This window comes from Archangium sp. (genome assembly GCF_036389735.1).
In the GTDB taxonomy this organism is placed as follows: domain Bacteria; phylum Myxococcota; class Myxococcia; order Myxococcales; family Myxococcaceae; genus Archangium.
This window is the reverse complement of record NZ_DASVWK010000034.1, coordinates 1-13911: the sequence shown is the minus strand read 5'-3', so window position 1 is coordinate 13911 and position 13911 is coordinate 1. Positions and strand designations below refer to the sequence as shown.

Here is a 13911-nt window from a genome sequence, read left to right as displayed (position 1 = left end):
GACACGCGCGCGGCGCTGGTGCAGATGAAGGGCGGGATCACGGTGCCCTTGCTGGGCAACGATCGGGTCATCGGCTTCCTCAACCTGTGGGACGAGCGGGTGCCGGAGGCCTACGCCTCGGATGAGATCGCCCTCATCCTGGAGGTGGCCGAGCGGCTGGCGACGGCGCTGGAGAACTCGAAGCTGTACGAGCGCATCCGCGAGCGCGACCGCCTGGCGGCCCTGGGCGAGATGGCGGCGGGCCTGGCGCATGAGATCCGCAACCCCCTGGGCGCCATCAAGGGCGCGGCGCAGTGCCTGGATCCCAAGCGGCTGCCGGGGGAAGAGGGCGAATTCCTGGAGGTCATCGTCGAGGAGGTGAACCGCCTGAACGGGGTGGTGTCGGCGTTCCTCGATTATTCGCGCCCGTTGAAGCAGACCTTCGGGCCCACGGACCTGAACGAGGTGGTGACGCGCACGGTGCGGCTGATCCAGAACGAGATGCCGAAGGGCATCGAGTTGAAGGTGGAGCAGGAGGAGTCACTGCCGCGGGTGGAGGCGGACGCGGAGCAGCTCAAGCAGGTGCTGATCAATCTGGTGCAGAACGCGATGCAGGCGCTGGCGGACAGCGGGGGAGGCATCACGGTGAAGACGGTGAGGCCGGATCGCTTCACCGACTTCCGCTCGGCGGGGGACTCCTTCGTGGAGGTGCACGTGTCGGACACGGGCCCGGGGATTCCGCCGGATCAGCAGCAGCACATCTTCGTGCCCTTCTACACGACGAAACAGAAGGGCACGGGACTGGGGCTGGCGATCTGCCAGCGCATCGTGAAGAACCACGGTGGGACGCTCGCGGTGCAGAGCAAGGAGGGCGAGGGCGCCACCTTCATCATCCGCCTGCCAGCGCCTCCATCGGATCCGGTGCAACTGCCGGAGCCAGTGGTCCTGGATGGAACGCCCTTCCCCACCACCCGCCTGGCCGAGGGAATGGCCTCGGAGGGCCTCGCGCCGGAGGGCCTCCCACTGCCGCCGAAGCCCGAAGGCAAGCCGAAGCGTGAGAAGAAGCGCCGCGCGAGCTGAACCTCCCTCCCTCCGCACTCCCGCTACTTCATTGTCATCTGCGCCCAGGCCCGCTGACGCCTGTGCGCGCTGGATGGCCCCTTGGCTGCCTACCGCTCAACCGCAGCGTGCGATTTTGCGTCTCTGTTGAGTGACTCCTACTTTCGGTGACATCTACCCCACACTCAGGGTGAAACCTTCCTGATAGGCCTGCCCATGCGTTCCGACCTTCCAAGTCAGCCGTATGGCCATCTCATCGACGTTCTCCGCCACCACGCCCGTCAACAACCAGACAACATAGCCCATACATTTCTCCTGGACGGGGAGCGGCAAGAAGAAACCATCACCTATCGACAAATGGAGACCGATGCCCGGAGCATCGCCACCGCGCTGCAGAACAAGGGGGCACAAGGTCGGCCCGTTCTCCTCCTCTTCCCGCCAGGACTGGCCTACATCCGGGCCTTCTGGGGTTGCCTCTACGCGGGCGCCATCGCGGTCCCGTTGTACCCACCGGCGCCAGGACAGCTCGAGCGCACCCTGCTGCGCTTGAGAGCGATTCTACAGGATGCACGTCCCGCCCTGGTGTTGACGTCGGCCGACATCCTCGAGTTCGCCCAGGCTTTCATTGGCCAGGACAGCGCGCTGGCCGGGCTCTCCTGGATGGCGCTCGAGGAGGTGTCGTCCGCCCTGGCGGCCCACTGGGTGGATCCAGACATCACCCCGAAGCGGATTGCCTTTCTCCAGTACACGTCCGGGTCGACGGGAACGCCCAAGGGCGTGGCTCTCACCCACGCCAACCTTGTCCATAATTGCCAACTGATTGGCGAGAGCTTTCAGCACACCCGACAAAGCCTCGCCGTCATCTGGCTGCCGCCCTATCACGACATGGGGCTGATTGGCGGCATCCTGCACCCGCTCTACATGGGCTTTCCCTCGGTCCTGATGTCTCCCCTGCACTTCCTGCAGAATCCGCTGCGCTGGTTGAGAGCCATTACCGCCTCCCGGGCCACCACCAGTGGAGGGCCGAACTTCGCGTATGAGCTCTGTGCGCGCAAAGCCACCCCCGAGCAACTCCAGGAACTGGATTTGAGTTCGTGGCGAGTGGCGTTCAATGGGGCCGAGCCGGTCCGCCATGACACCCTGCGCCGGTTCTCGGAAGCCTTTGCCCCCGTTGGATTCGACCCGAAGGCCTTCTTCCCCTGTTACGGATTGGCCGAAGCCACGTTGATCGTCTCCGGCGGTCCCGCCTCCCGCGGCGCCGCCACCCTCCAAGTGGATGCCGCCGCCCTGAAGCATGAGCGCAAGCTGGTCAAGGCAACGCCCGAGGCCGAGGGCCTCACCTGTACGTCTAGCGGGCAGCCCCTGCCGGGGCAGACGGTCCGAATCGTCGCACCCGAGACGGGCACGCCATGCGCTCCTGGGGAGGTGGGGGAGATCTGGCTCTCCGGCCCGAGCGTCGCTCAAGGATACTGGCAACAACCCGAGGCGACTCGGGAGTCCTTCGGCGCGCGGCTGGCCGAACTTCAGGAGGGTCCCTTCCTGCGAACGGGGGATCTGGGCGCCTTGGTGGATGGCGAGCTGTATGTCCTGGGGAGGATCAAGGATCTCATCATCATCGATGGCGCCAATCACGCCCCTCAAGACATCGAGCGAACCATCGAGCAGAGCGATGAGCGCATCCGCCCCGGCTGCTGCGCCGCCTTCTCCATCGACGACGAGTTCCAAGAGAAGCTGGTCGTCCTGTACGAGCTCCGAGACTCCCTTCCCGAGCCGGAGCGCCAGCAGCTCCATGGCTCCATCTTGAGCAAGATGCGCCGCGCGGTCGCCCGGGAGCACAGCCTGCGCCTGCACGACGCCATGGCCCTGGAGCCCAGGACACTCCCCAAGACATCCAGCGGGAAGATCCAACGCTTCGCGTGCAGGCAGACATACCTGGAGAGCCGGACGAAGGCCGCCACGTAGCTCCCTCCGCGCCCTTCCCTTTCCCAGTTGGAGTTCATTCCGTCATGGACAGGCTTGACGCCAAGGACATCGAAGAATGGCTGCTCCAGAAGGTCTCCACGTGCAGCGGCATCCCGCGTGAAGACATTGACGCGGAGGAGCCTTTCGCAGCCAGTGGCGTGTCCTCCCGCGAGGCCGTCACGCTCTCGGGAGAGCTGGAGGCGTGGCTCGGCCAATCACTGTCTCCCACGCTGCTCTGGGAGTACCCGAGCCCACGCGCGTTGAGCGTGCACCTGGCTTCACGACCCTCCGCGCCTCGGGCCCCGAGTTCCCAGCCCGCGCGTGCCCCTGAGGAGGAGCACGCCATCGCCATCATCGGGGTCGCATGCCGCTTCCCCGGCGCCAAGTCACCCCAGGAGTTCTGGGCCCTGCTGGAGGGCGAGCGCGATGCCATCCGCGAAGTACCCCCCGAGCGCTGGGACCACAAGGACTGGTACTCACCGGTGCCCGGCACGCCCGGCAAGATGAGCACCCGCTGGGGAGGTTTCCTGGAAGGGGTTGAGCGCTTCGACGCGGCCTTCTTCTCCCTCTCCCCCCGGGAGGCCTCGAGCATGGATCCCCAGCAGCGCTTGCTGCTTGAGGTCGCCTGGGAGGCATGGGAATCCGCGGGCCTCGTGCCCGGGACGCTGGCGGGCAGCAAGACGGGCGTCTTCGTGGGCATCAGCAGCAATGACTATGCACGCCTGCAGGTCCAGGAGGGCCGGTCACCCGACATCTACATGGGCACCGGCAATGCCAGCAGCATCGCCGCCAACCGCCTGTCCTATTTCTTCGACCTGCGGGGGCCGAGCCTCGCCGTGGACACGGCCTGCTCCTCGTCCCTGGTGAGCATCCACCTGGCGTGCCGCAGCCTTCGACAGGGGGAGTGCGAGCTGGCGCTGGCGGGCGGAGTCAACGCCCTGCTCTCGCCAGACCTGACGGTGGCGTTCTCCCAGGGACGCATGATGGCCGCGGATGGACGGTGCAAGACCTTCGACGCCGCGGCGGATGGCTACGTCCGCAGCGAGGGCTGTGGCCTTCTGGTGCTCAAGCGCCTCTCCGCGGCTCTGGCCGATGGAGACCCCATCTGGGCGGTCCTCCGGGGCTCCGCCGTCAACCAGGACGGTCGCACCAATGGGCTCACGGCGCCCAACGGGCTCGCTCAGCAGGCCGTCATCCGACAGGCCCTGGCGGACGCGGGGGTCGCGGCGCACCAGATTGACTACGTCGAGGCCCATGGCACGGGTACGCGGCTGGGGGACCCGATCGAAGTCGAGGCCCTCAAGGCCGTCCTCCTTCCCGGGCGCTCCGCTCAGCAAACGTGCTGGGTGGGCTCCGTCAAGACCAACATCGGCCACCTGGAGTCCGCCGCAGGGGTCGCGGGCCTCATCAAGGTCATCCTGTCGCTGGAGAACGGCCGGATTCCCAGGCACCTCCACCTGTCCGAACTCAACCCCCACCTCCACCTCGACGGCGCCCCCCTGCGCTTCCCAACGGAGGCCCAGCCCTGGCCCGCCCGGACCGGTCAGCCCCGGCGCGCCGGAGTCAGCTCCTTCGGCTTTGGAGGCACCAACTGCCACCTCATCGTCGAGAGTGCGCCCCCCGTGCCTGCCCCTCGAGTGCGGGCCCCGGAGGAATTGGAACGCCCACGGCACCTGCTCGCCCTCTCGGCCAGGACGCCTAGTGCGCTGAGAGAACTCGTCCGGGCCTATCAAGACTGGGTCAAGCAACACCCGAGCGTCCCGCTCGCGGACCTCTGCTTTTCCGCCAATACCGGGCGCACCCACTTCCCCCACCGCGTGGCACTGGCGACCGCCGACGGCGGCGAATTGGTCCGGCGCTTGGAGGAATGGAGGGAGTCCTCGAGGGGGACCGTGGATTCGTCGGAGCCAGCCGGAGGCAGGAAGCCCGGACGGATCGCCTTCCTGTTCGCGGGCCAGGGCGCGCAGTACCCGGGTATGGCGCGCCAGCTCTACGAGACCCATCCCCTGGTCCGGCGCACCCTCCGCGAGTGCGACGACATCATGCGGGAATACTTCCAGGTCTCCCTGCTGGGGATCCTGTACGGGGAGAAGCGGGACTCGCGGATCCACGAGACGTTCTATACCCAGACCACCCTCTTCGCGGTCGAGCTCGCCCTGGCTCGGCTGTGGCGGTCCTGGGGCGTGGAGCCCGAAGCCGTTCTCGGCCACAGCATCGGTGAGTATGTCGCCGCGTGCCTCGCGGGCGGATTCACCCTGGAAGAGGGAATGCGGCTGGTAGCGCACCGGGGCCGGCTCATGCAGAGCGTGCCGCTGCGCGGCGCCATGGCGGTGGTCCTCGCGGGTGAGGAGGCGGTGGCACCGCTGCTGTCGCGCTGGGGCGGCGCGCTCACCATCGCCGCGGTGAACTCGCCCGAGAGCCTCACGATCTCCGGCGACAGTGAAGCGGTCACCGAGTCGCTCCGGGTCCTGGAGGAGCACGGCATCCGTTCCAAGGCGCTGACCGTCTCCCATGCCTTCCACTCCCATCACATGGATCTCATCCTCGATGCCTTCGAGGACGAGGCCCGGAGCATCACCCATCGCGCCTTGACCCTCCCGCTCGTCTCCAACGTGAGTGGCCAGCTCATCGAGGCGGGCCACGTGCTCGACGCTCCGTACTGGCGCACCCAACTGCGCTCGCCGGTGCGCCTCTCCGAGGGCATGCGCGGCTTGCTGGAGCGCGGCTTCGACACCTTCATCGAGATCGCCCCCAGGCCCACCGTCGCGCCGCTCGCACACGGCTACGCGGCCCGCGGCGCCGTCTGGGTGCCCTCCCTGTCGCCTCGCAAAGAGGATTGGCAGCAGCTGTGCGAGAGCGTGGCCACCCTGTACCAACGTGGCCTGCGCATCGACTGGCAGGGGTTCGACAACGGTTACCGGCGGCAGCGGCTGCGGCTGTGGCTGCCCATCTACCCCTTCCAAGGCGAAGCCCACTGGTTTTCGGGGACCTCCCAGCCCCCGGCCCACGACGAGGCGGCGCGCCCGGTCCCCACCGCCACCACGGACGTGGCCCTCTCTCCGGAGGCCAGGTACGCCCATGTCCTCGAACAGCTGCGCACCGCCGCGGCCAGTCTCCTGCAGATCAAGCCAGCCGACCTGGACGTCCACCAGCCGCTGCTCGAAATGGGAGCGGACTCCATCGTTCTGATCGAGGTCACCAACCGGCTGGAGAGAGGCTATGGCGTGAAGGTCTCGCTCCGGCAGCTCTTCGAGCAATTGACGACCCTGGAGGCACTGGCGCGCCATGTCGCCGGGCAGCTCCCCACGGACTGGAGGCCCCCAACCCAGGCGGGCAACCCGGTTCCGCCTCCCGCCAGCGCGCCCGCGTCGGCGCCTTCCAACGCCCAGCCCGCCGCGGCCCCCACGGGCGGCCAGCCCTCGGTCATCGAGCAGGTAGTGTCCCAACAGTTGGCGCTGATGGCCCAGCAGCTCGAACTGCTGCGCGGCACCAGGGGACCCGCGGAGGGCTCGCGAGAAGTGGCCAGCCCGCCTCCCGCGCCACCGCCCCAGGAGCGGGCATCCCTCTCCCGCGTGTGGCAGCTCAGCCATACCTCCCCGCAGCCGCTCGATGAGGCGCAGCGGCGTTACCTCGGCTGGTTCATCGACGAGTACAACCAGCGGACGCGAGCCTCCAAGGAGGCCGCGCGCTCGTCCCGCGGTTCCCTGGTGGACAAGCGCTCCTCCATCGCCTTCCGGCCGGAGGTAAAGGAGGTCTGCTACACGCTCGTCAGCGCCCGCGCGGCGGGCTCACGCCTTTGGGATATCGATGGCAACGAGTACATCGACATCAGCATGGGGTTCGGGGTCCACCTTTTTGGCCACTCCCCACGGTTCATCCAGCAGGCCATCGCGGCCCAGCTCGAGCAGGGTGCCCACCTGGGCCCGGCCCCGGTGCTGGCCGGCGACGTCGCCGCGCTGATCCGCGAACTCACGGGGGTGGAGCGGCTCACCTTCTGCACCTCCGGGACGGAAGCGGTCATGACCGCCCTCCGGCTCGCCCGCGCGGTCACGGGACGTGACAAGATCGCCATCTTCTCGGGGGCCTACCATGGCCACTCGGACACGACGCTGGTGGTGGGCGCGAGCCCGAACGCGGGTCTGGCCACCTACCCCATGTCGCCCGGGGTGCCCCAGGCCGTAGCCGACGCGGTCCTCGTGCTGGAGTACGGCAACCCGCGCTCGCTCGAAGTGTTGAAGGCCCATGGGCATGAGCTGGCCGCCGTGCTGGTGGAGCCCGTGCAGAGCCGGAGGCCAGATCTCCAACCGCGGGAGTTCGTGCGCGAGTGCAGACAGCTCACCCGGGAGACCGGCGCGCTCTTGATTTTCGATGAGGTCATCACGGGCTTCCGCATCCATCCCCGGGGGGCCCAGGAATGGTTCGGTACCGAGGCGGATCTGGTCATCTATGGAAAGGTCGCGGGAGGGGGCATGCCCCTGGGAGTGGTCGCTGGCCGAGCCAGTCTCATCGACCGGCTCGACGGCGGGGCCTGGGGTTTCGGGGATGACTCGGCCCCTGGGGGAGAGGCGGTGTACTTCGCGGGGACCTTCAACCGACATCCCCTGACGCTCGCTGCGGCGAAGGCCGCCCTCACCCATCTGAAGGAGCAGGGCCCCGCGCTCCAGGAGCGCCTCAACCAGCGGACCGCACGGCTCGCGCGCGGCTTGAATCAGTTCTTCGAGGAGCGCGGACTCGACCTCCGCGTCGTCCACTGGGGCTCGCTGTTCCGCTTCACCCAGGGAGGCAACTACAGCTACCTCCACCAGCCCCTGGGGCTGGAGCTGTTCTACTACCACCTGCTCCGCCAGGGGGTTTACGTCTGGGAAGGCCGGACGTGCTTCCTGTCCACCGCGCATACCGAGGAGGATCTGCGGCGGATCGAGGCCGCTGTGCGCGTCAGCGTGGAACCGCTGATCGAGGCGGGCTTCCTGCGGGCCTCCCGGCCACCGGTGACGCCCACGGCCCGGCGCCTGCCGCTGACCGACGCCCAGCAGCTGCTGTGGCTGGCCTCGCAACTGTCGGAGGAGGGCCATCACGCGTACCGCGTCTCCGGATGCCTGGAGTTGCAGGGGCCCCTCCGGGAGGAGGCACTCCAGCACGCCGTGAGGGAACTCGTGGCGCGCCACGAAGCGCTTCGCATGGTCATCGACCGCCTGGGAGCACACCAGGAGATTCAGGCCTCGATGCCGGTGGAGGTGTCCCTGACCGACATCGCGGAGCTTCACGTCCCCGATGAAGCGGCGGCCGTTCACTCCTGGCTGGCACGCGATGCGGCGCAACCCTTCTCCCTGACGACCGGACCGCTCTTCCGCGTCCAGGTGCTGCGCCTGACGCGGGCACGGCATTACCTCCTCCTGTCGGCTCACCACATCGTCGTCGACGGCTGGTCCCTGGGGTTGATGGTGAAGGAGCTGCTCCAGCTCTACTCGGACGCCTGCTCCGGCCGTGCGGCGGGACTGCCTCCAGCCGTCCCCTTCAGCACCCTGATCCAGCAACTGGACGCACGCGCGGGCGGAGAGGCCATGCGCGCGCACGAGCGCTACTGGCTGGAGCGATTCACCGCGCCAGTCACCGAGCTCGCGCTTCCAGCGGATCTGCCCTGCCCGGCGGGAAAGAGTTACCGGGGAAGCCGACACGCCACGCGACTGCCCGCCTCGGCCTCCCGTGCGTTGAAGCAACTGTGCGGCCGGGAGCACTGCACGTCTTTCATGGCCCTCTTCGCGGTCTATTCGGTCGTGCTGCACCGGCTGACGCGACAGGAGGACATCGTCATCGGAGTCCCGGTGGCCGACCGAAACGTGGAGGGCGGAGCCGGGGTCATCGGCTACTGCACCAACCTGCTCGCGATCCGCAGCCACCTGCGCGCCCACCCCACCTTCACCGAGCTCCTCCAACAGCTCAAGCCCCTCGTCGTGGGCGCCTTCGAGCACCGGGAGTACCCATTCGCGCGGTTGTTGCAGCAGCTCAGAGCACTCGGCCGGGCCCCCGAGGGAGATCTCATCCGAGCCACCTTCAACCTCGAGCGCCCGGCGAGTGCGCCCCAGGTCGACGGGCTGGCGGCCGCCTTCGTACCCCAGCCGGCGCGCTACTCCCCGTTCGAGCTGAGCCTCAATGTGACGGAGCTGGAGGAAGGCCTCCTGCTGGAACTCGACTACAGCACCGCCCTGTTCACGGAAGCCACAGCCCGAGGTCTGCTGGAGTGCTACCAAGTCGTGCTCTCGTCGGTCCTCGGCAATCCCGCCCAGGGGGTTCACCGGCTGCCGCTGATTTCCGAGCAGGAGCGCAGGGCGCGGGTCAGCGAGGGTCGCGCGCCAGCCAGCGGAGCACGTGCCCCCGGGAGCGTGCAGGCCCTCTTCGAGGCCACCGCACGGCAGCACCCCGAGGCGTACGCGGTGTCCGACGGCCCGCGGCGGCTGTCGTACCGTGAGCTCAACCAGCGTGCCAACCAGGTCGCGCACCACCTGCTCTCACGGGGCGTCCAGCCCGAGGAGCCCGTGGGCCTCTACCTGGAGCGTTCCGCCGAGCTGCTCGTGGGACTGCTCGGCATCCTCAAGGCGGGAGCCGCCTACGTGCCGCTTGAGGCCTCCTCTCCCCCAGGGCGCCTGGAGCTGCTCCTGGCGGAAACCCGGGCCCATCTGGTGCTGACCCAGGAGCGCCTGCGGGACGGCCTCCCAGCGGGCACCGCCTCGCTCTGCCTGGATGAGGCTTCGGGTCCTCTGGCCCTCGCGTCCACCGAGGACCCTCCGGACCGCGTGAGCGGCAGCCACCTCGCCTATGTCATGTACACCTCCGGCTCCACCGGGCGTCCCAAGGGCGTCATGGTCACCCAGGAGGGACTGGCCCACTACGTGAGGTGGGCGGTGGAAGCCTACCGCTTCGGGCTGGGTGGGGGTGCGCCCCTGCACGGCTCGCTGGCCTTCGATGCCACGCTGACCAGCCTCCTGCCTCCACTGGTGGCTGGAAAGGAGGTCGTGGTCATCGGCGAGCAAGCCCCCCTGGACGCGCTGGCCACGGGGCTGAAGGGCCGTCCCGGCTGGAGCGTGCTCAAGATCACCCCCGCCCACCTCAAGGCGCTCGAGGCCCTGCTCCCCGCCCCGACGCTCAGCGGAAGCGTGCACACCGTGGTGATCGGCGGCGAGGCGCTCTCCTCGGCGGTCCTGGGCCCGTGGCAGCGGCACTCTCCCGGCGTCACGTTCGTCAATGAGTATGGACCCACGGAGACGGTGGTCGGCTGCTGCATCCATTCCGTGGCCGGTGGAGAGGCCCTTCCGGACACCATCCCCATTGGCAAACCCCTGCCCGACACGCGCCTCTACCTGCTGGACGACGGGCTGCAACACGTGCCGACCGGCATGGTGGGTGAACTCTACATCGGCGGAGCGGGGGTGGCGCGAGGGTATTTCGGCCGGCCGGACCTGACTGCGGCCAGCTTCATTCCCGATCCCTGGTCCACGACTCCGGGGGAGCGGCTCTACAAGACCGGAGACCTCGCCCGCCGCATGGCCGATGGCACGCTGGTCTTCATCGGCCGCCATGACGCGCAGGTGAAGATCCGTGGCTACCGGGTGGAGCTGGGGGAGATTCAGGCGCGCCTGGCCACGCACCCGGCCGTGGAGTCCTGCCATGTCACCTCCAAGCCTGGTCCGGGCGGCGAACCGGCCCTGGTGGCCTACGTCGTCAGTCAGAACCCCACCCCCGTCCCTTCCGAGGCACTCACCCGCCACCTGGCCGACACGCTCCCGGGGTACATGATCCCGGCGCACTTCGTCTTCCTGCCGGCGCTGCCACTGACGGAGAACGGCAAGGTGGATACACGAGCGTTGCCAGCGCCCAGACCTCCTGCCCAGGGCGTGGCTTCGCGCGAGCCACGCTCCGAGACCGAGAAGGCGCTCGCGGTCCTCTGGAAGAACATGCTCGATGTCGATCAGGTGGGGGCCGAGAGCAACTTCTTCGAGCTGGGAGGCCACTCGCTGCTGGCGGGGCAGCTCATCGCACGCATCCGGGAACAACTCGGCGTCGAGCTGCCCTTGCGAGCGCTCTTCGATGCTCCCACCCTCGAGCACCTGGCCGAGCGAATCGACCGTGAGCGAGGCGGCACGGACTCGGTCGTGACCGGGACCATCCAGCGGCAGCCGCGTGCGCGCCACCGCGCCGTACGGGATGCGACTGGCGGCATCCACCCGGCGCCAGAGGGCGACGGCAAGAAGGGAGGGCACCATGGCTGAGTGCTTCGTCTTCCCGATGTCCGCCGCGCAAGCGCAGCTCTGGTTCCTGGATCAGCTCCAGCCGGGCGATGGGTTCTACAACCTCTCGGGCGTCGTCCGCCTGAACGGGTGGCTCGACGAGGCGGCCCTGGAGCAGAGCCTCGCCGAGCTGGTTCGCCGCCACGAGAGCCTCCGGACGACGTTCGCCCTGATCGAGGGGCAGCCCTCGCAGGTGGTCGCCTCCGAGTTGGAGGTCCCGCTCCAGCGAATCGATCTGACGGCCCAGACATCAGCGGAGCGGGCGGGTGAACTCGAGCGCCTGACCTGGGAGGAAGCCAGGAAGCCATTCGAGCTGTCCCAGGGGCCGCTGCTGCGCACGACCCTGGTGCGCCTGGCGGACGATGAGCACGTCCTGCTCGTGACGATGCACCACATCATCTCGGATGGGTGGTCCCTCGCCGTCTTCACCCGGGAACTCGCGGCCTTCTACGAGGCCCACACCACCCAGACGCCTCTCGCGCTTCCAACGCTGGCCATTCAGTATCCCGACTTCGCCTGCTGGCAGCACGAGCGCCTCGCCAATGGAGAACTCTCCGCGCAGCTTGAGTATTGGCGCAAGCACCTGGAAGGCGCTCCCGCGCTGATGGCCCTGCCCACGGACCTGCCCCGTCCCGCCGTGCAGACCTTCCAGGGCAATTCCATTCCGTTCTTCCTCGACCGGGAACTCACCCGGGAGCTCGAGGCCCTGGGCCGCCGCTGCGGCAATGCGACCCTGTTCATGGTGCTCCTGGCGGCCTTCGGCACGCTCCTCCACCGCTACAGCGGAGAGGAGACGGTCGTCATCGGCAGCCCCGTCTCCGGCCGCGTCCGCCCGGAGACCGAGCCCCTCATCGGCCTCTTCGTCAATACCCTCCCGCTCCGGCTCGACTTCACGAGCAACCCCCGCTTCACCGAGCTGTTGGCGACGGTGCGCGAGACGGTCCTCGGTGCGCTCTCCCACCAGGAGTTGCCCTTCGCCACGCTGGTCGAAGCGCTGCACCCGACGCGCAACCCCAGCCACAACCCGATCTTCCAGGTGCTCTTCGCGTTCCAGAACACCCCCTCATCCACCCACCCACTGAGGGGACTGCGCGTCGCCTTCGAGGAGCGCTCCACCAGCGCCCGGTTCGACCTCACCCTCGAGGTCGCGGAGCACCCGTCCGGGCATCAGGCCCGGCTGGAGTACAACACCGCACTCTTCGAAGCGGACACCGCGCGCCGCATGGTCGACCACTACCTGCGCCTGCTCCAAGAGCTGCGGGCGGCTCCGGCCAGGCCCATCTCCGAGGCGCCGATGCTGGCCGACGAGGAGCAGCACCGCCTGCTCCACGTCTGGAACGATACGCGGAGGGAGATCGTGGGCCCCCCGTGCCTGCACCAGCTCTTCGAGGAGCGTGCCGCGCTCCAACCCGAAGCCGTGGCGCTGGTCGATGGCGCGCACGTGCTCTCGTATGGAGAGCTGGATGCCCGGGCCAACCAGGTGGCCCACTTCCTCCGCGAGCGCGGGGTGGGACCCGAGGTGGTGGTCGGCGTCCATGCCGCGAGGACCTGGAGCGGAGTGGTGGGCATCCTGGGTATCCTCAAGGCGGGGGCGGCCTACCTGCCGGTGGATCCCAGCCATCCGCTCGAGCGGCGCGGGTTCATGCTCGCGGACGCTGGCTGTTCGGTGGTGCTCTGCACGGGCGCGGAGCCCATTCCCGGCGTGGCGGTGAACATCGAACTCGATGCGGAATGGCCGCTCATCGCGCGCGAAAGCCCCCGGAGGCCAGACGTCGTGGTCTCGGAGGACAACCTCGCCTACGTCATCTACACGTCCGGAACCACCGGCCGGCCCAAGGGCGTGGGCGTGTCCCACCGGGGGCTTCGCAACCTGGCCCACGCCCAGATTCGAGCGTTCGACGTCACCCCCGACAGCCGGGTGCTGCAGTTCGCGTCCTGGAGCTTCGATGCGTCGGTATCCGAGTTCGCCATGGCGCTGGGCTCGGGAGCGGCACTGCATCTGCCTGGCGCGGATATCACCGCGCTCGGCACCCAGCTCGTGGACCTGTTGCGGGATCAGACCATCACCCACGTCACCCTACCCCCTTCGCTGCTGGCGGTCCTTCCGCATTGCGAACTGCCGGCGCTGCGCTGCCTCATCGTCGCCGGGGAACGCTGTCCGCCCGAGCTCGTGACCCGCTGGGGCCGGGGACGGCGGTTCTTCAACGCCTATGGCCCGACCGAGTCCTCGGTGTGCGCCACGCTGACGCGCTGCGAGCCCACCGACCGGCACGTATCCATTGGCCGGCCCATCGACAACGTGCGGGTCTACCTCCTGGATCGACACCTGCGCCCGGTGCCCCTGGGAGCCCGGGGCGAACTCTACGTGGGTGGGAGGGGCATGGCTCGCGGCTATGTGGGCAACCCGGCGCTGACCGCGGAGCGGTTCATCCCCGATCCCTACGCCGAGACGCCCGGAGCGCGGCTGTACCGCACGGGAGATGTCGCCCGCTACCTGCCCGGGGGAGAACTCGAGTTCCTGGGACGCGGCGACGGCCAGGTCAAGATACGGGGGCACCGCGTGGAGCCTGGCGAGGTGGAGGCGGCACTCCGCGAGCATCCGGGCGTTCGCGAGGCCGCGGTCGTGGAC

4 protein-coding genes are annotated in these 13911 nt (G+C 68.6%); all 4 read left to right on the top strand.

The window, feature by feature from the left end; translation table 11 throughout:
* Window positions 1-1059 (top strand): ATP-binding protein (locus VF794_RS01170; RefSeq protein WP_331106864.1); only part of this gene is annotated, 1059 nt, incomplete at its 5' end.
* A gap of 195 nt (window positions 1060-1254) precedes the next feature.
* Window positions 1255-3000, top strand: coding sequence for a fatty acyl-AMP ligase (locus VF794_RS01165; RefSeq protein ID WP_331106863.1), 1746 nt, complete (start codon window positions 1255-1257; stop codon window positions 2998-3000).
* A 44-nt stretch (window positions 3001-3044) separates the two neighbouring features.
* On the top strand, window positions 3045-11264 hold the full coding sequence (locus VF794_RS01160; RefSeq protein ID WP_331106860.1) for a non-ribosomal peptide synthetase/type I polyketide synthase: 8220 nt from the start codon (window positions 3045-3047) through the stop codon (window positions 11262-11264).
* Window positions 11257-13911 (top strand): amino acid adenylation domain-containing protein (locus VF794_RS01155; protein WP_331106858.1); only part of this gene is annotated, 2655 nt, incomplete at its 3' end. The genes VF794_RS01160 and VF794_RS01155, both read left to right, overlap by 8 nt.